The following is a 20,161-nucleotide window of genomic DNA, read 5'->3' as shown; positions in this document are numbered from 1 at the left end:
AATTAAACAATCTTATAATAATTTTCAAAATATCATCTTCACTATCAATTCTATGATGAATATGTTTATTAAAACAAAAAAAGTTAAAAACTTTAAACTACTCTTAGCAGCAGTTGGCTTTTCGCTATTTTTCGCTTCTTGTGTTTCCACAAAGAACGTTACCTATTTTCAAGGGACTGATCCTCTAGATTCAGTACGCTATTCAACATTGAAAGATATTACGCCCTTGATTCCTAAAATTCAACCAGATGATATTTTAGCAATTACGGTTAGTTCACTAAGTGCAGAATCAAATGAAGTATTCAATTTTCAAAATGTTACGCCATTAATTACTTCTAACTTCCCAGGAGGTCTTAGTAATGGTATGGTCAGAAATCAGCCACTCGGATATCTAGTAGATCCAGCCGGGAATATTGAAATGGCTTTAATCGGGAAAATACACGTTGCTGATTTGCCCTTAGAAGAAGCTGGCGTGAAAATAAAGCGTGAATTAACGAAGTATCTGAAAGAGCCTACAGCGAGTGTAAGATATTTAAATCAAAAGTTTACGATTATAGGTGAAGTAAACCGTCCTGGTATTTATAACCTTCTCGATAATCACACATCATTGCCTGAAGCACTAGGGGTGGCTGGAGATTTAACCATTTTTGGTAGAAGAGACAATGTAATGCTAATGCGTACTACAGATGGTAAAAGAGAAATCATTAAGCTAGATTTGACAAAACGTGACGTCTTAGAAACGCCATACTTTTATCTTAGAAGTGGTGATGTATTGTATATAGAAGCAACTAAAGGTAAAATTACTTCATCAGACAGGACTTTGCAGTTGATTCCTATTGCTACTGGAGTAACGACTACGTTAGTATTGTTATTAAATTTATTGTTTAAATAATAGGAGATTTTTTTAATAAGGATAATTAAAGTTTTGAAATTATGATGGATAATTCAAATGATTTTATTGAGAGTAATGAAAGCAGTTTCGATATAAGAAAGTTCTTTTTAATGTATATCAGGTATTGGTACTGGTTCGTGTTTTCGTGTTTGATTGCATTAGCTGGTGCGTATTTTTATCTTCGTTATACTGTACCCATTTACAGAGTTGGTGCAGTGTTATTGATTAAAGATGAGAAAAAGGGGATAGGTGGCAATGATATGTTAAAGGAACTAGAGATGTTTTCTGGCAACAAAATTGTTGAAAATGAGATGGAAGTCTTAAAGTCTCGTACGCTTATTGAAAAAGTAGTTGATGACTTAAACCTAACGGTAGCATACTACCAAAAAGGAGAAATTAGACCTTACGATCAGATTTTCAAGAACTCTCCATTATGGGTACAGCATGGCGAATTGACTAAGCTAGCTTATCAAGAGCCATTGTTTATTAAAATTCTTAATAGACAAAAATTCGAGTTGCAAAATAAGGCAGGAGAACCAATAGGAACGTTTGCTTATAGCCAGAATATTAGAAGCAAGTATGGTGCTTTTCGTGTTTTCTTGAATGATTCTCTTTATCGTACTGATAATGATTTAATTAAAATTAATTTTTATGATAAAAATTATTTAGTTGAACAGTATCAGAACAATATCAAGGTAGAGTTATTGAACTTGAAAAGTACAGTTTTAAAATTGTCGTTGGAAGATGCTTCACCGACAAAAGGAAAAGCTGTATTATCAAAACTCATTGAAGCATATACCTTCTCTGCATTGGCTGATAAGAATATGGAGGCTACGGCTACCCTACAGTTTATTGACCAAAGATTAAGATTAATTACAGGAGAATTAGGGGATGTAGAGAAAGATGTAGAAACTTATAAAAGTTCACAAGGTATCACTGACTTGAGCGTTGAGGCTAATTTGTTTTTAGAGAAAGTGAAAGAGAATGATACTAAAATGAATGAAGTAGATATTCAATTAAAAGTATTAGACGGTGTTGAAAACTATTTAAGAAGTAGCCAAACTGGTACTGCTCCAGCGACTTTGATGGTAAATGACCCTGTATTGATTGGATTACTAGGTAAATTAAATGAATTAGAGATTCAAAGAGAAAAATATGCAAGAACTACAGAAGCAGCCAACCCTTTGTTAGGAACTATTAATACTCAAATTGCTAATACTAAAGCCGCAATTAGAGAAAGTATTTCTAACCAGAAACAAGGATTGTCAGTTACTCGTAGTAGTTTGAAAGGATTGAACAACCGTTTTGAATCTTCAATCCGTACGATTCCTAAAAAAGAAAGAGAGTTTGTAAACATTAAAAGACAGCAAGGAATCAAAGAAAGTCTTTTCTTGATGCTTTTACAAAAGAAAGAAGAGACCGCAATTTCTTATGCATCAACTGTGACGGATAGCCGTTTAGTGGATGAACCTTATAGTGACCCAAGACCGATAAAACCCAAAGGTAATTTTATATACCTTATTGCATTATTAATAGGTATTATCATACCAGCAGGTGCAATTAATCTAAAAGAATCTTTCAATGATAAGATTCAGTCGAAGGGCGAGATTGAAAGTACAACAGGAATTTCAGTTTTTGGTGAAATTGGTAAGAAACCAAAAGAAATGAAAGACAATATTGTTGATATGAAGAGTACGAGTTTCTTAGCAGAACAATTCAGAACACTTCGTACCAATTTACAATATGCAGCTGGGGGTGTTAATATTGATGGTAGAGGGAAAGCCATATTATTGACTTCATCAATTGGTGGAGAAGGTAAATCTTTTGTGAGTATTAACCTAACGTCAAGTATTGCCTTACTAGATAAAAAGGTTATCGTACTTGAACTAGATTTACGTAAACCAAAAGTTTCTGAGTATCTAGGAGTATCTCGTGAAGTAGGTATATCAAACTATTTGATTGGTCAGGCGAATATTGAAGATATTATAAAGCAAAGTTCATTGCATCCCAATATGTTTGTTTTGCCTTCGGGTCCTATTCCTCCTAACCCTTCAGAATTATTGTCAAATGGAAAAATGGCTATTTTGATTGAAGAGCTTCGTAAAAAGTTTGATTATGTAGTATTGGATACTCCTCCAGTAGGGCTAGTAACAGATTCTACCATATTGGCAGAATATGTAGATGCAGTATTCTATTTGATGAGATACCAACATACTCCTAAGTCATATTTAAGAGTTTTAAAAGACTTAAAAGATAAAGGTAAGTTCAAATCGCTAAATATTATCTTTAACGGAGTCGATTATCGTAACTCTAAAGAATATGGTTATGGCTACGGTTATGGCTATGGTTATGGTTATGGCTACGGTTATGGCTATCATGGAGATACAAAAAAACCAACGTTCTGGGCTAGAATTAAGGATAGCTTTAAAAGCTAAGGTTTATTGAAAATATTTAAATAAGGAACACACATAATATGAAGATAACTGCCGTAATACCAATTAGAAAAGGATCTGAAAGAGTAAAAGATAAAAATGTTAAACCATTTGGAGGAGATACTTCTTTACTTGAATTTAAAATAAATGCGCTAAAACAAGTTAAGGAAATAGATGAAATAATAGTAAACACCGATTCAGAGGCTGCTATTGAAATGGCCATCAAACATGGCGTAGGTTTTCATCAAAGAGAGGCATTTTATGCATCATCAGAATGTCCTGCTAATGACTATTTTTGGTACTTAGGGGAACATACGGAGTGTGATATTGTTGCCTATACGCCTGTTACTTCTCCATTTATTAAACCAGAGACTTTTAGTAAATGTATTAATCAATTTGATGATGCTCCTAATAGAAGTATCGTTACGGCTAGTATTGTTAAAGAATTTTTATGGAGAGGAGATAAGCCTTTGAATTTCTCTCTTGATAAACATCCTAAGAGCCAAGAATTGACAGATGTTCAAGCTATTAATTTTGGTTTATGCTTACTTCGTAGAGAAACGCTTGTAAAATACAGAACTATAATCGGACCGAATCCTCAAATATATACTGTTTCTCATGTAGAGGGTTTAGATATTGATACACCGCTAGATTTTTTCATTGCGGAACAGGTTTATAGTAAAATGAAGGAAGATTCAACGTTGTTTTAACAGCAAATTTTATAAGCAGATGATAATACGCTCAAAAGCTCCTCTAAGATTAGGACTTGCTGGAGGAGGAACAGATGTTTCTCCATTTAGTGACTTACATGGTGGATTAATACTGAATGCTACAATTAATTTATACGCATTTTGTACAATTGAAGAGGTAGAAGGGAATGAAATTATTTTAAATGCCCCCGATATTAATCAGGAAGCACACTATCCAGTCGCATCATTTCTGCCAATTAATGGAGACTTAGATTTAATTAAAGGAGTCTTTAATAGATTAGTAAAAGACTATAACTTTCAACCTGTTGCTTGCAAAATTACTACTTATTCAGATGCACCTCCTGGAAGTGGTTTGGGTTCATCATCTACAATGGTTGTAGCTATACTTAAAGCATTTGTTGAGTGGCAAAGTTTGCCTTTAGGTGAATACGAAATTGGTCGTTTAGCCTATGAGATAGAAAGAATTGACTTAGGATTAAGTGGAGGAAAGCAAGACCAGTACGCCGCAGCATTTGGTGGATTTAATTTCATGGAATTCTACAAAGATGAAAAAGTAATAGTTAATCCGTTAAGAATAAAACGCTGGATAATCGATGAGTTAGAGGCATCAATGATTCTTTACTATACAGGAGCATCACGTTCATCTGCTAAAATTATCGATGAGCAAAAAAAGAACACTACAGATGGAAATGTAGTAGCAATCGAAGCTATGCATAGAATCAAGAGTAGTGCGATTGAAATGAAAGAGGCTTTGTTGAAGGGAGAAATAAAAAAATATTCAGAAATTTTAGGGAGTTCATGGGAGAATAAGAAGAAAATGGCAAGTTCAATCTCAAATAACGAAATTGATAAGATATTTGAGATTGCTATTAATGCTGGGGCTATTACTGGAAAAGTTTCGGGAGCTGGTGGTGGCGGATTTATTATGTTTGTTGTTGATCCAGAGAAACGAGTTAATGTAATAAATGCATTAAATAAACTAGAAGGTAAAATTGTGAGTTTTAATTTTAGTGAAGGAGGGTGTCATGGATGGAAAATTTTTAATAAATAACTAATCAGAATAAATATAATTGAAACTATGAACTTGAATCTAATTAAATCCCAAATAGAAGGATCTATTTCTACAAAACAAGCATTATTATCTGATGCTCAATTAACAGGTTTAATTGATGAGGTTGCATCTGTAGTTGTTGCAGCATATAAATCTGGCAATAAAACAATGTTAGCTGGAAATGGAGGTAGTGCCGCTGATGCCCAACATATTGCAGGTGAATTTGTTAGTAGATTTTATTTTGATAGACCTGGTTTAGCTTCTATTGCTTTAACAACAGACACTTCGGTTTTAACAGCTATTGGAAATGATTATGGCTATGAAAAACTATTTTCCAGACAAGTACAAGCTCAAGGTAAGCCTGGAGATATTTTTATTGGTATATCAACTTCTGGAAATTCGCCAAATGTAATTAAAGCACTAGAGACATGCAAAGAGATGGGCATAATATCAATAGGATTAACTGGTGAGAAAGGTGGAGCAATGGCTGATTTATGTGATTATTGTATTAAAGTGCCATCTAACGAAACCCCTAGGATTCAAGAAGTACATATTTTAATTGGACATATTATTTGCTGTATAGTTGAAGAAGAAATATTTGCTGAATACAAACCTAAAAAATAAATAATATGGATGTAGTGGTATTAGCAGGGGGGTTAGGAACACGGTTGAGAGGGGTGATAAAAGATATGCCCAAACCAATGGCTATTGTGAAGGATAAACCCTTTTTAGAACACCTTTTAAACTGGGTAACTAAATACCCGATAAATAAAATAATATTAGCTACTGGATATAAGTCAGAAATAATTGAATCATATTTTGGAAATTTTTTCAACGGTATTCCTTTAGAATATTCAATTGAAGATACGCCTTTAGGTACTGGGGGAGCAATTATCAAGTCTCTTTCAGTTTGTTCTTCCCAAAAAGTATTAATTATTAATGGAGATTCTTATTTCCCGATTGATATAAATCAAATGAATGAGTTTTTTAGCTTCCATAATTCTAAATTTACAATAGCATTGAAAAAAATGTTTGAATTTGAGAGATATGGATCGGTAACAATTGATAATCAGAGTTGTGATATTATACAATTCAATGAGAAAAAATATTGCTCAGAAGGTTTAATTAATGCGGGGATTTATCTAATTGATAAAGAATTCTTACTTAAGAATTCTTATCCTGAGAAGTTTTCATTTGAAACAGAAGTTCTTGAAGTAGAATCTAAATTAGGCAATTTAAAAGGACAAACTTTTAATGTTGATTTTATAGATATAGGCATTCCTGAAGATTATAAACGTGCTGGAGATTTTATAGTATAGTTATTATTTTAAATAGAATTATGGTAAAAGCACTTTTTTTGGATAGAGATGGCGTAATTAATGTAGATAAAAACTATGTTTATAAAATTGAAGATTTTGAGTTTAAAGATGATATTTTTGATATCTGCTTAAAATATCAATCTCAAGGTTTTTTGATTTTTGTGGTTACTAATCAAGCAGGAATTGCTCGGGGTTATTATTCAGAGAATGATTTTTGGATTTTGACAGATTGGATGTGTAATAAGTTTCTAGAAAAAGGTATTAATATAAAGAAAGTTTATTTTTGTCCTCATCACCCTGAATTTACGGGTGAATGTTTATGTAGAAAGCCTAATCCAGGGATGCTCCTCAAAGCTATAGAAGAATATGATATTGATATAAATAGCTCTGTAATGATTGGTGATAAACAAACAGATATTGATGCTGCTAAGAATGCAGGGATAAAAAATACTATATTGGTTTCATAGATTGAAGCTTACATTAATTAACTTCTGATAAAAAGAAAGTATGATAATCGAAGAAATAAAAAACTTAATTAAAGTCCATTTAAATGAGATAATGAGCCTTAGAAATACAAAGACCTTAAAGGCTGATGGTAGTTATGTATCTCAAGGGGACTTATTGTGTGAAAACTTAGTGAAGCAATATATTAAGGAGAATTTCTCAGATTATGCACTTGTATCTGAAGAATCTCCAGAAGAAAATACTATTAACTGGCTAAAAGACAAAGTCATTATTCTTGACCCAATTGATGGCACTGAGAATTTTGTTTCGGGTCTTAAAGAATGGGGCGTAGCAATTTGTGTATATGAAAATGGAATTCATAAAGAATCTATGCTAGCGCTACCAGAGCTGGACTGTTATCTTAAGACAGGAGATACTTTTGAGCGATTTGAATCAAGAATCTGTGGAATTTCTTCTAGTTTGACCAAAGAAGATTTATTAAAACTTGAGCCTGGCTTTGAATATAGAATTATTGGATGTGCTGTTTACAATATGTATAATGTAGTGACAGGCTCATTTTTTAGTTTTGAAAACCCTAAAGGAGCAAAAGTTTGGGATATCATTCCTGGCTTAAACTTAGCCTTAGAAAATGGTTTATCAGTAGTAGTCAATAACAAAGAATATAAAGGTGAACTTCTTAGTCCAAACGAGAAATATAAATTCAAAATATTAAACAAAAAATAGGAATATAAACGACCTATCCATTCAAAAGGATATACAGTAGCGTATTACCAAGATAGTTTATACAAATGTTTGAATATAGACTTTGATTGATAAAGTAGGTTTGATATAGAAGATACTGCTTACAAATATTAATAATTAGCACACTATTATGAAAAAAAGGTTAGACTTAATTCAAGTTTTTAGGGGCTTGGCTTCAATGTTAGTTGTATTATATCACTTAGTTTCTACGGGTGAAAAATATTTTTCTACTAAGCCTTTTAATGGTTTCTTTGAATTTGGTTGGGTTGGAGTTGATTTTTTTTTTGTGTTAAGCGGGTTTATTATCATGTTTATTCACTACGGTGATATTGTTAACAAAGGAAATTGGCGTCTTTTTCTAAAGAAACGAGCTATTAGAGTTTACCCAATTTATTGGATAGTAGCTACAATAACCTTTGCCATGTATATGATTTTAATGCATGGGAATATGAGAGATGAATTTATCTTCAATATTCATTCTGTTGACCATTGGATATATTTAGTTAAGCAGTATTTATTGGTTTATCAAGAAACGTATTTTGTTTCTGTTGCTTGGTCATTAACTTATGAAATATTATTCTATTTAATATTTGCCTTATGTATTTTTGTAGGCCTTAGAATAGCTAAATATATTGTTGGAATATGGATTGTAATGATTGCTTTAAAATCTATCACACATGCAGCCATATTTTCTAGTTTTGTATTCGCACCTGGTAATTATGAATTTTTGTTAGGTTGTTTGGTAGGATACCTTTTTTATAAAAAACAATTTATAAGTATCACAAAAGCCTTAGTATCGTTTAGCGTGATTTTAATACTATTCGTTCTGTATTTAAACTATTTTGATTTGACCTCTAATATGTTGATATCAAAATTGTTTTTTGGTTCATTATCAGCGTTAATAATTTGGGTATGTGCATCTATAGATTATCAAAAAGTATATAATGCAGCCAAAATTAAATTGTTAGTAATTATAGGCGACTCTTCTTACTCTCTATATTTAATTCATCCAATTATACTTTCTACACTATGCAGAGTGTTTGCAAAAATTAAATTTCAAACAGCGTATTCTTCTGCCCTTAATAATATGTTGTTCTTGATTATTTTTATTTTAACTGTTTTCGCAGGTTTCTTATTCCATTTTTTTGTGGAAAAAAAGGTGCTGGCTTATCTTTCAAAGAAGTAAGCTCGGAGATAGTATAAATATTGGTATAAATTTATTTTGAAATTATGGTACTAATTTTGCTAGAGATATGCAGAAGGAATTGTGTACCATTTAGTTAACATTCATTTTTAACTATTGTTTTAAAAAAATAGGTAAGATTTTATTACTTCTATACCTGTGATTCAATCATAAGAATTGTCAATAAGATGATAATTTAATTCATGAGACTTGGCAAAAGAAGTAATAGACGTACGATATAACACATTATAACAAATTATAAATTCTTCAAAAAGTAAAATTATGGAGGCATTCTCGACCCAAATCAGAAATATATTTTCAAAATCTAAGACCGATAGAGTTTATGTACTTGGTAAAGGAGCAAGTTTAGGAAAAATTGCCAAATCTCAATTAGAAGATGGAGTTGTTATCAATATTAATGATTCAGAGCGTTTTTATGCAGGAGATATCGCTTTAGTACATAGTTTGTGGGCTTATCAAAGTATCAAAGAAAATGGCTTCAAGGCTTCTTATTATATCTCTGATAAGCAAATGCCAGATTCAGTTCCTAGTATGCAAGTATCATATTTCCCAGATACTTATGAAACAACAGAAAGTTATTTGTTTTCGGCACATGGCGAAGAGCTTTTTATTTCAGATTTCTTGTTCCTTTCAGCTATCCGCTTGGGAGTTGTGATGGCAAAAGAATTGAATAAAAAACTTGATATATATTTCTTAGGTTTTGATTTTGGTAACGATTCTAATACTACGCTAATTGAAGATTATTCTGGGCATAGTCAGCAATTTAGAGATGCGGTTCTTCGTACACAAGAAGATACCTTTATCAGAATCAAATCTTATATCGAGACTGATGTTCCTTCAATCAATCTTCTTCATGTTGGAAGAAAACCTTATAGTGATATTTCTATAGGATTGTTTAACCAAGGAAACTTTAGTGATTTTGCTGAACATAAAAGTAATAATGATCTTTATTTAGGCGTAAAAGAAAAGATTTTTGCAGGTATTCCAATGGTTGTGGCTGAGCTTACTAATAATCATATTGGTGATGAGAAGCGTCTGAGAACAATGATTAGAATGGCGAAGGATGAAGGAGCAGATATTATTAAAGTACAAAGAAGAGATGTTGATTCATTTTACAGTGAAGCTGAATTAGCAAAACCTTATAAATCTCCTTTTGGTAATACATTAGGTCATTATCGTAGATCAGTTGAATTAACAGATGATTTATTTAAGGTACTGATTGATGAATGTAGAAAGAATGAGATTTTCTGGTTTACATCTGTTTTAGATAAAAACTCTTACGAATATATATTGCAGTATAATCTACCGCTAATCAAGCTTCCAAGTACAATTTCTAACCATAGAAATTATCTTAAGCACGTGGCAGATACCTTTGATGGTGATATTGTTGTATCAACAGGGTTTACGGATAAAGAATATGAGGAATTTGTATTAAATGAATTTACTACAAACAACAGATTGCTTTATCTTTTACAATGTACTTCTTCGTACCCTGCACCACCAGATGCTTGTAATATTGCGGTAATTCGTCACTATAACGAAATACGCCACGAGCGTTTCCCTAACATTATTCCAGGTTACTCTAGTCACGATGTGGGAGCATTAGCTTCTCAGATGGCAATAAGTGCAGGGGCTTTGATGATTGAAAAGCACGTTAAATTAGGTAACCTTGATTGGGTACACTTTGATAGCGTTGCATTGGATATTACTAAAGGAGAGTTAAGACAATTTGTTGAAGATGTTAAAAAAGCGACTATTATATGTGGAGAAAAAGAAAAGAAAGTTCATGCTAAAGAACACCACAAATATGTCCCTAATGATAAAAGTAATTAAACATAAAGAGGGTTCTCTTTATTTCAAATAACATAGATGTATAGATTGACAGCAATCTATACATTTATTAATCTTACTAACTGCTAATTAAATATTATATATGAAACTATTATTTGTAATCCTAACCAGTGCCTTATTATTAAGCTGTACTGAAGATTTATTACTAAGTCAATCTCTTTTGGATACTAAGGTAGAGCCAAGTATGGCTATCTACATTGGTAATGAAATAATCAAAAGTCAAAAGACTATTTCAAAAATTGACGCAGAGGTATATGCGCATGATTCAAAACTTTTGATTCATAACGGAATAGGTTATTGTGCTTATTACAGTAATCATACAAGTACCAATGAGGGAGCAGGTGGACAATCCGTTAGGCTATCCGTTTTTGATATCAATAACCCTGTTGCTACCAAAAAAATATATGATGTTTTTGAAGAAAGCCATGTATATGGTACTGTAAAACTAGATAAAAATACACCTTGTTATACGCCTGTTTTGTTTAAAACAGCAGATGGTAAGATTCGTATTTTATCTAAAATATATGTTAATCAAGTTCAAAAATATTATTATAGAGATTTTACTCCAGAAACAGCAACTTTTACCGAACCTCAAGTTTGTAAAATAGGTAATAGTAATTCTAAAGAAGTGGGTGATTTTGATTTATCTAATGTTAAAGGACAAATAAAAAGTGCATTTAATAATAATTACAAGTTGAGTACAGATTATATGTTTGCTACATCTGATCCTATTATTACTAATGAAGGAACGTATATAGGCTTAACACTAGGTAAATTTACAGAAGACTGGAAAACAGATGAAGGCACTACTGTTATTATGAGAACTAAAGATGCTGGTAAATCATTTGAATTCATAGGAACACCATATCCTATAAATGTAGTGCCAAAATATAATAAGCAAACTGTTGAAGGAGCATTTCTATTTAATAATAATAATGAAGTGTTGATGCTAGGTAGAAATAGCATAGCAGGAATATTATTAACAAAAAGTATCGATGGCGGAAATACTTTCAATGCGCCGTATTCTCTTAATGACAGTTGTTCTTTTAAAACTATAGGCAGTAAAATGAATTTTATTAAAATTAGAGATGGTTTTTTATCTATTTGGAATACCTCTGAGAATTTTGGAAAGTTCAATGTAAGAACAGTACTTGAAATTCGATATGGGAAAAACAGTAATATATGTGGTAATGAAGTCAAAATTGTCATTAAAAATGAATTTGGTTGTCATTATCCATGTATTTACAAATATGAAGATAGCTATTACATTACCTATACAACAGATACACGTCGTTTAAATAAAAATAGTACTGGTGAGATTGTATTTGCCAAACTTCCATTTTAAATAATTTGGATTTCATTATGAAAAAAATTAAAAATTTAATTCCTTCAAGCGTTAAGCAAGCTTTATATCTTTGGAAGGATTCTTTAGAATGGTTTTTCTTGAATAGAATTATTTCCTCTTTTCCATCTCAAAGAATAAGGATTGCTGTGCTTAATTATATGGGAGCTACCATTCCCAAATCTACAGCTGTTTATGGTGGAAATGAGTATAGAAACCTTAAAGGACTTACAATTGGAGAAGGAACTGCCCTAGGTCATAGATGTATATTAGATGCAAGAATGGGGTTAGAAATCGGTGAAAATGTATGTTTTGGTACAGAGGTGATGATTTGGTCCCTACACCATGATTATAATGATTTGCATTTTAAGGCAGTGGGTGGAAAAGTAACCATCAAAAAATTCGCTTGGCTTGGCTCAAGATGTATCCTCTTACCGGGTGTAACAATTGGAGAAGGAGCAGTAGTTGCTGCGGGCGCAGTTGTAACAAAGGATGTTCCAGCTTATACCGTAGTAGGCGGAATCCCTGCAAAGCCAATTGCCAAGAGAGAAGAAAAAGAATATGATTATTCGCCGAATGGCTATAAGTTACATTTGGTTTAAATTGATGAATTGAAAACTATAGAGAACTATGCTGGATGATAAGAATTATAAATATTATCAGATTTTAAAACAAAAACTTATTTTTTTTAATGATGGCATCGACTTTAGTAAAGTTTTGGCTCATGACGTAGCAAGAATTGCTTTTAAACAAAGTGATTCAGTCGTATTTAGAGAGATATTATACAATTTTAGTTCTGAAATTGATTTTACTCATCTAAGAAAAGCTATGGAAAATAACAGATTTGTATGTTTATATTCTGTTGATAGAAGTGATTACAGCCATCAAATAGCACAAACGTTTCAGGGTATTGAAAAATATGAAGCCGTATTGTTAGGAAAGTTGCCAAGAAATAAAATATTCAAGCCTTTCCGAATATTAAAAGCTATTTTTTTTACTTTGTTTAAAGTTGGTATCGGCAAAGAAAATCTTAGTGCTATCTTTTTTCTGGCAAGTAAAATAGTATCTTATAAGAATAGCCAAGAATCATTAAAAAAACAATTTGAAGGTTTTGATTATACAGATAAAACGTATGTTTCATTCAACAGTGCTTATACATTTGAGAGCCTAATTACTCAATTTTTTAATATTGCTCAGTGCCCAACGATATCCCTTTCTCATAGTTTCTTTGTGAATTATAAAAAATTTATCCCATTAGATATTATTAATGCTGAATGTATTACCGCTCAGAAACTTCTGGTTTGGGGAGAAACATCCAAGCATGATTTGAAAATAACGCATAAAGTACCAGAGAATATCATCGAAATAGCGGGCAATCCAAAGTATGATAGAAAACCGATTAGACTAAAAAATACATTTCAGAGATGCGTTGTATTATTAGGCAGGAAAATTTATGAGGATACAAATATTGACATTGTAAAAGTGCTGAAAGACTTCCTTGCTATTGAACCTAACGTACAATTTGAGCTTAAATTACATCTATCGTTAGATAAGACGTTTTATGAAGGATTATGTGAAGGAAGTAGTATTACTGTAATAGATGGTAAGGAATCCCTAGTTGAATTGTTTGAGAACAAAGGATATGATTTTTCTATTGTTAATAATTCTACAGCATATTATGAAGCATTATATTATGACTTGATTTGTTTTAGATTTCTACCTTCTGAAAATGAAGAATTTGTTGGTATGGACGATCATTTTAGTGATGCAAATACTTTATTAGAAAGAATTAATTTTTTCAAGCAAGCTGATTTGACCCAATTAAATGCCTCTTTAGAACAACTGTTAAAAGACACTATCGGGATGGGAGTTAATAGGTATAAAGAGATACTAGAGGGCTAGTAAGTAGTAATAAAACTTTGCACAATGAGTAATATAAAAAATATTTTTAGTGGGGTGGCATGGAGTCTTATTTGTAATGTTACAAATGCTGCTTACGGTTTTTTTTCAGTACCACTTTTGTTGACCTATTTTGGTAAAGAAAAATATGGCTTGATAGGAATCGCTATTTCAGTGAATATCTATCTAAAAATCCTTGATATGGGATTTTCATCAGGAAATGTAAAGTTTTTCTCTTCTTATCTTGTCAAGAATGATTATGATGGACTAAGAAAATTATTCCAATCTAGTTTATTATTTTATCTGGTAATCGCTTTTGTGAATGCCTTAGTGCTAGTTGGTTTGAGCGTGTTTTCATCTCAAATATTTCATTTAAGCGCTGCAGATGATGAAATTTTTAAGCAATTAATATATATTCTTATTATCACTTCCTTTCCTGTTTGGGGAGGAAATGTAATGGAACAATTATTACGTTCTAATGATTTAGTGGGTTGGCAACAAAGAATATTATTGTTAACTAAAGTGGCTCAGTTAGTAGTATTATTCCTTACTATTTATTTAAAGCTTAACATTATTTCATTTTTTGCACTTAATACTTTGTGTTCAGTTATAAATATTCCTTTTTATGCTAGCAGAATCAATAAATTAAATTTAGGAATATCCTTTTTGCCAAAATATTATAAGCAAGCTATGGCTGAAGTATTGCCTTATTGCTTAAGTATTTTTTCTTTTGGTATATTCCAATTTTCTGCTAATTATCTACGACCAGTATTTTTAGGAATAAAGTTGGGTTTAACTAGCGTAAGTGATTATAGGGTAGTAGAGGGTATTGCCAACTTGATTTTAATACTAGGTTCTAGTTTTGTTGGGGTTATTTTACCGCATGCTACCAAAGTGAGAGAGTTGGGGGATAAAGAAAGTGAGATGAAAATAGCCATGGATGGAACTAGATATATTACTATTTTTCTAGGCCTAATAGTTTTCGGATTTACGCTTTCTTCCAAAGAGCTTATTATTTTGTATGTAGGAGAGAAAAATGCCTATTTAGTACCATGGCTTAATTTATGGGTGTTTTCATTGTTAGGACTACATAACTCAGCATTGTCAAGCTTAGTATTGGTTAGTAATTCTTTGCGAACAATTATATATATGTCGGCATTTTCAACGATATTCTCGCTTACACTTGCTTGGTTTTTGATGGATAGTTTTGGGATGGGTGGAGTTATCATTTCATATACCTGTTATGTAGTATTTCAAGTAGCTTATTATTACATTTATTATTATCCAACTAAATTGAAATACAATTCATTTAAGATATTTACTGAATCATTCCTATTTCCCATTGCTGTAATTGGTTTTATTGGAATAGCAGTAAAATGGATTTTCTCGATGCAGACAATAAGTAATATATGGCTACTTATCATTGTAAAAGAATCTGTTTTTGCGCTAATTGCTTTAGTGGTTATTTATCAATTTTTATTTACAAAAAGTGATAAAGAATATATAATTGCTTTTGTTTCTAAATTTTTGAAGAAAGATTTAAAGTAGTTTTCGCATTTGTTCAAATCTTATTGCGTTTTATTTAGATTAAGATTAATAATAGAATAGTTAAATTATACAAAAATGGAGGCATTGCTTATACAGTTATTTGCGTTTTTCATCGTATTTCGCATGTACAAAGCCGAAGGTGTGGATAGACTAGCATGGTTTATGTTTGGTATACTGTTTATCTCGGATAATTTTGTAATGTTTCAAGCATATCCAACTACCTCATCTAGATTTTTTATTTTTTTTTTATTTTTAATACAATTAGTAAAAAGCAAATTTTGGGTAAAAGTAAAATACTTTCCTTTAAAGGCTAGTATATCGTTAATACTCATAGGTTTTTTGATTATTGCTTTATTTGACTCAAGACTTAATCTTAATCTTGTTAAGATTTTAAATAGAAGTTTAGGCTATTTTTTTGATAATTTTTTCGTAATGGTACTAACGTTTATGTTAGTAAGAGACATCAATGATTTTATAAAAATTTATAGAATTATCTTATTCTTTTTCCTTGCCTTTGGTGTATATGGATTGTATAACTACGTAACAGGGAATAATTTTTATTCAGCATTTGTCAGCCATGCTTTCGGTTTTGTTGACTACGCTGAAGTATATACCTCTGGCCACGATGGGCGATATAGGATTACCTCTTTTACATGGCACCCGATTTACTACGGTTTCCTATTAACAATAGCCATCCTCATGAATATTTTCTTGTTAGGTAACCTATCTTTCAAGAAAACAAATAAGAACCATTTTATAGCCATCATATTCATTTTGATAATCAATTTGTTTATGGTTAACTCAAGGACGCCTTTCTTTGCATTCTTAGGAGGGGCTGCGGTCTATTTTATTTGGGGACTAGGGTTGGGTAAGAAAATACAAATTGCCTTTATTACAATTTTTGTGATGAATTTAACGATTACTTTCATCCCTCAAGTAAATGATTTTGTAACTAGCTCTTTTGATACTTTTTCTAGTAAAGGCTCTAAACTTGAAGGTAGTTCTGTGGAACTTAGAAATTATCAGTTAGCTTCCTCTGTATTGATTTTTAACAAAAGCCCAATAACAGGAAATGGGTTTTCATACATAGAAGAAAATTTAGGATTTAAAGGGAAAGCAGAAGATAGAGCCAGTGACTCATCTTTTGCAGGATTTGAAAGTTATCTCTATAAACTTTTGATTGAACAAGGCATTGTAGGGATGGTTACTCAACTAATCTTTTCAATCGCGCTTATCTTATATTTAATACGTAATTATCTGCTTGCTAAAAGTAGTTTTGCTAAGAGACTTGCCATACTCACCTTGGGGATGTTCTTAAGTTTTCTATTATTTATATTTGGAACAGGTGACTTAGGAACCTTTAAATTCTTTATGGCTATTATAGGAATAAACATAAAAGGATTAGAGTATTTTAAATATGCAGATAGAAAAAAAGATGATTTTCAGTCGGAAAAGTTGATACCTGTATAGTTGACTATAGAAATAAAAAAACAAATAAGCCAATGTATATTCAATTGAAAATTGGATAATTCTGTAAACAAATTTATACAAATAGATTACAAGTAATATGACAGACACACTAAATGAAAATACTTTAGCTATTGTTATACCAGCGTATAAACACAACTTTCTGAGAGCAACCTTAGAATCTCTTAATCAACAAACCAATAAAAACTTCACGGTATACATAGGAGATGACAACAGCCCAGAAAAATTGTGGGATATCGTTGCTGATTTTACCACTTTACTGAATATTAATTACAAAAAATTCGAGGAAAATTTAGGAGGTAAAGATTTAGTAAGTCATTGGAATAGGTGCATCGAGTTGGTAAAAGAAGAAACGTGGATATGGCTTTTTTCTGATGATGATTTGTTAGGCTTAAATTGTGTTGAAACCTTTTATAAATATATTGATAATAACCCAGCAATCGAATTAGTACATTTTCCTGTCAAGATAATAAACCAAGATGGCGTTGAAATAGAAAATTTCGGACATTCCAAGGAATTCCCACCTGTACTCACAAGTGCTGAATTTTATGCCGAAAAAACCAAAGGAAACATCCAAAGCTTCGTAGTAGAATATGTATTTAAACGTACCCTTTTTGAACAAGAAGATGGATTGGTCAATTTTGATTTAGCTTGGTGTGCTGATGATGCCACTTGGGTAAAATTTTCAAGAAAAAGTGGTATTTATACTGTAGAAGGAGCATACGTTTATTGGAGATATAGTGGACTAAATATATCATCTTTAACGGGTAATCTTTCTGTACTACATAGAAAACTAGAAGCCAAACTGAGTTATGTATCTTGGGTTAATGCGTTTTTTAAAAAGCATGGAATCACACACACACTCGATAAGGTTTCATTAACAAATTGGTTTTTGCTTGAGGTTAAGGAAAATCGACAATTACCGATTCTGAATCGTTTGAAAATAACATACCATTATACAAATCGCTTATTGGGTATTTTAGGTGCTTTTATTTCTTGCTTATATATTTTAGCTTTTTCTGCAAAAAAAGGATTATTATTTGTGAAATCAAGCTAGAAATAGATAAAGTAAGTAAGGATAAACGGCTATGTGATTAAGCATCACATATAAAATCAAGAATAGCCTTTAGAGTATTAAAAATTATAATAGATTATGAAAAAAACGCTTTTAATAACAGGTGGGGCAGGGTTTATTGGTTCTCATGTGGTTCGGTTATTTGTTAATAACTATGCTGATTATACCATTGTTAACCTTGACAAATTGACTTATGCTGGCAACCTTGAGAATTTGAAAGATATAGAAGACAAGCCTAATTATATCTTTGAAAAAGGAGACATTGTTGATGCAGACTTTATCAATCAATTATTTGACAAATATCAATTTGATGGTGTGATTCACTTAGCGGCCGAATCACATGTTGATAGATCAATTGCAGAACCAATGGCTTTTGTAATGACCAATGTAGTGGGTACTTGCAACTTATTGAATGCTGCTAAAAACGCTTGGAAAGCAACTGGATACGAAGGAAAACGTTTTTATCATGTTTCTACCGATGAAGTGTATGGAGAATTACATAATCCAGAAGACTTCTTTACAGAAACCACTCCTTATGACCCACGTTCACCTTATTCAGCTTCAAAGGCTTCTTCTGACCACTTTGTAAGAGCTTATGGCAATACCTATAAATTACCAGTAGTCATCACCAATTGCTCTAACAACTATGGACCAAACCATTTTCCTGAGAAACTATTACCCCTCATGATTCACAACATCTTGAACAATAAACCATTGCCAGTATATGGAAAAGGTGAGAATGTAAGAGATTGGTTGTTTGTGGTGGATCATGCAAGAGCTATCGATACTGTTTTCCATAATGGAGTACTAGGTGAAACCTATAATATTGGAGGTTTTAACGAATGGAAGAATATCGACATCGTAAAGTTGGTTTGTAAAACCATGGATAGCAAACTAGGCAGACCAGAAGGTACTTCAGAAAAACTAATTACTTATGTAACCGACCGTGCAGGTCATGATTTAAGATATGCCATCGATGCTACCAAAATCATGAAAGAACTGGGTTGGGAACCCTCTTTACAATTTGAAGAAGGACTTGATAAAACCGTAACATGGTTCTTGGATAACCAAGAATGGCTTGATAATGTTACCTCGGGGAATTATCAAGAATATTATAAAAAAATGTACTCTTAAATTGCTTTAAGCAATAGGCTATGAGCAATAAGTATTTCATGATGATACCATTGCCTGTAGCCTATCGCCTACAGCCTAAAGCTATAAGAAAGATATGAAAGGAATTATTTTGGCAGGCGGTTCTGGTACACGTTTGCACCCTCTTACCCTAGCCGTTAGTAAGCAGTTAATGCCTGTTTACGACAAACCGATGATTTATTACCCGCTTTCTATTTTGATGTTGGCGGGCATCAAAGAAATATTGATTATTTCTACCCCCCATGATTTACCTCATTTCAAGAAATTGTTAGGAGATGGCTCACAGATAGGTTGTAGATTTGAATATGCAGAACAACCCCTTCCTAATGGATTAGCACAGGCTTTTGTGATTGGAGAAGAGTTTATTGGTGATGATAAGGTAGCCTTGGTATTGGGAGATAATATTTTCTATGGTAGTGGTTTGAGTAAGTTATTACAAGCCAACAATGACCCCGAAGGTGGGGTAGTATATGCTTATCAGGTACATGACCCAGAGAGATATGGGGTAGTAGAGTTTGATGATGATTTCAATGTGCTTTCTATTGAAGAGAAGCCAGTGACTCCTAAATCAAATTATGCGGTACCAGGTTTGTATTTCTATGACAATTCAGTGGTAGAGATTGCCAAGAATATTGCTCCTTCACCAAGAGGGGAATATGAGATAACGGATGTTAACAAAGAATACTTGAAGCAAGGGAAGCTGAAAGTTGGTGTGTTGAACAGAGGGACTGCTTGGCTGGATACAGGAACATTTGTATCATTGATGCAGGCAGGACAGTTTGTTCAAGTGATTGAAGAACGACAGGGACTAAAGGTAGGTTGTATCGAAGAGGTAGCTTACAGAATGGGATTTATTGATGAGGTGCAACTCAAGAAAATAGCTGAACCGCTGGTAAAAAGTGGATATGGAAAATATTTGCTCGGGTTGTTAGGTTAGTGCTTAACTGTATTTTAAATATTATTTTTTCTGAAAATTATCAGTGCCCACAGCA

Annotated in this window: 18 protein-coding genes; all 18 read left to right on the top strand. The window is 32.1% G+C overall.

Annotation, left to right across the window (positions count from 1 at the left end; translation table 11 throughout):
• Positions 1-61: 61 nt before the first annotated feature.
• The 18 genes from AC07N0_RS11580 to rfbA all read left to right on the top strand — a co-directional run bounded on the left by AC07N0_RS11580 (position 62) and on the right by rfbA (position 20,106).
• On the top strand, positions 62-892 hold the full coding sequence (locus AC07N0_RS11580) for a polysaccharide biosynthesis/export family protein (protein WP_492799887.1): 831 nt from the start codon (positions 62-64) through the stop codon (positions 890-892).
• A gap of 41 nt (positions 893-933) precedes the next feature.
• Positions 934-3,327, top strand: a complete 2,394-nt coding sequence (locus AC07N0_RS11575) for a GumC family protein (protein ID WP_492799886.1) — start codon at positions 934-936, stop codon at positions 3,325-3,327.
• A gap of 38 nt (positions 3,328-3,365) precedes the next feature.
• The gene (locus tag AC07N0_RS11570) at positions 3,366-4,034 is read left to right on the top strand and encodes an acylneuraminate cytidylyltransferase family protein (protein ID WP_492799885.1); all 669 of its coding nucleotides are present in this window, start codon (positions 3,366-3,368) and stop codon (positions 4,032-4,034) included.
• Between the two features lie 19 nt (positions 4,035-4,053).
• Complete coding sequence (locus tag AC07N0_RS11565) at positions 4,054-5,085, top strand: GHMP family kinase ATP-binding protein (RefSeq protein ID WP_494589291.1); 1,032 nt, start codon at positions 4,054-4,056, stop codon at positions 5,083-5,085.
• 27 nt (positions 5,086-5,112) lie between these two features.
• A complete protein-coding gene (gene gmhA2, locus AC07N0_RS11560) occupies positions 5,113-5,709 on the top strand; it encodes a D-sedoheptulose 7-phosphate isomerase (protein WP_494589290.1) in 597 nt (198 codons plus the stop codon).
• Between the two features lie 5 nt (positions 5,710-5,714).
• Positions 5,715-6,404 carry a nucleotidyltransferase family protein gene (locus AC07N0_RS11555; RefSeq protein ID WP_494589289.1) on the top strand — a complete coding sequence of 230 codons (690 nt, stop codon included), beginning with the start codon at positions 5,715-5,717 and terminating at the stop codon, positions 6,402-6,404.
• Between the two features lie 20 nt (positions 6,405-6,424).
• Positions 6,425-6,871 (top strand): D-glycero-beta-D-manno-heptose 1,7-bisphosphate 7-phosphatase, encoded by a 447-nt coding sequence (gmhB, locus tag AC07N0_RS11550; protein ID WP_494589288.1) that lies wholly within the window; start codon positions 6,425-6,427, stop codon positions 6,869-6,871.
• 40 nt (positions 6,872-6,911) lie between these two features.
• Positions 6,912-7,592: an inositol monophosphatase family protein gene (locus AC07N0_RS11545; protein ID WP_494589287.1), complete on the top strand. Its 681-nt coding sequence runs from the start codon at positions 6,912-6,914 to the stop codon at positions 7,590-7,592.
• A 148-nt stretch (positions 7,593-7,740) separates the two neighbouring features.
• Positions 7,741-8,796, top strand: coding sequence for an acyltransferase family protein (locus AC07N0_RS11540; RefSeq protein ID WP_494589286.1), 1,056 nt, complete (start codon positions 7,741-7,743; stop codon positions 8,794-8,796).
• Between the two features lie 279 nt (positions 8,797-9,075).
• Positions 9,076-10,647 carry an N-acetylneuraminate synthase family protein gene (locus tag AC07N0_RS11535; protein ID WP_494589285.1) on the top strand — a complete coding sequence of 524 codons (1,572 nt, stop codon included), beginning with the start codon at positions 9,076-9,078 and terminating at the stop codon, positions 10,645-10,647.
• A 100-nt stretch (positions 10,648-10,747) separates the two neighbouring features.
• Positions 10,748-12,010, top strand: coding sequence for a sialidase family protein (locus AC07N0_RS11530; RefSeq protein WP_494589284.1), 1,263 nt, complete (start codon positions 10,748-10,750; stop codon positions 12,008-12,010).
• 17 nt (positions 12,011-12,027) lie between these two features.
• The gene (locus tag AC07N0_RS11525; protein WP_494589283.1) at positions 12,028-12,609 is read left to right on the top strand and encodes an acyltransferase; all 582 of its coding nucleotides are present in this window, start codon (positions 12,028-12,030) and stop codon (positions 12,607-12,609) included.
• Positions 12,610-12,637: 28 nt separating this feature from the next.
• Complete coding sequence (locus tag AC07N0_RS11520) at positions 12,638-13,909, top strand: hypothetical protein (RefSeq protein WP_494589282.1); 1,272 nt, start codon at positions 12,638-12,640, stop codon at positions 13,907-13,909.
• 24 nt (positions 13,910-13,933) lie between these two features.
• The gene (locus AC07N0_RS11515; protein WP_494589281.1) at positions 13,934-15,454 is read left to right on the top strand and encodes a lipopolysaccharide biosynthesis protein; all 1,521 of its coding nucleotides are present in this window, start codon (positions 13,934-13,936) and stop codon (positions 15,452-15,454) included.
• Positions 15,455-15,886: 432 nt separating this feature from the next.
• Positions 15,887-16,924 (top strand): O-antigen ligase family protein, encoded by a 1,038-nt coding sequence (locus tag AC07N0_RS11510; RefSeq protein WP_494589280.1) that lies wholly within the window; start codon positions 15,887-15,889, stop codon positions 16,922-16,924.
• A 97-nt stretch (positions 16,925-17,021) separates the two neighbouring features.
• Positions 17,022-17,999 carry a glycosyltransferase family A protein gene (locus AC07N0_RS11505; RefSeq protein ID WP_494589279.1) on the top strand — a complete coding sequence of 326 codons (978 nt, stop codon included), beginning with the start codon at positions 17,022-17,024 and terminating at the stop codon, positions 17,997-17,999.
• Positions 18,000-18,095: 96 nt separating this feature from the next.
• Positions 18,096-19,151, top strand: a complete 1,056-nt coding sequence (gene rfbB / locus AC07N0_RS11500) for a dTDP-glucose 4,6-dehydratase (protein ID WP_492799415.1) — start codon at positions 18,096-18,098, stop codon at positions 19,149-19,151.
• Positions 19,152-19,245: 94 nt separating this feature from the next.
• Positions 19,246-20,106, top strand: coding sequence for a glucose-1-phosphate thymidylyltransferase RfbA (gene rfbA / locus AC07N0_RS11495; protein WP_492799876.1), 861 nt, complete (start codon positions 19,246-19,248; stop codon positions 20,104-20,106).
• Positions 20,107-20,161: the final 55 nt, after the last annotated feature.

The organism is Arcicella sp. GW821-FHT09D11 (genome assembly GCF_059416265.1).
This window is presented reverse-complemented; position numbering and strand designations above follow the sequence as displayed.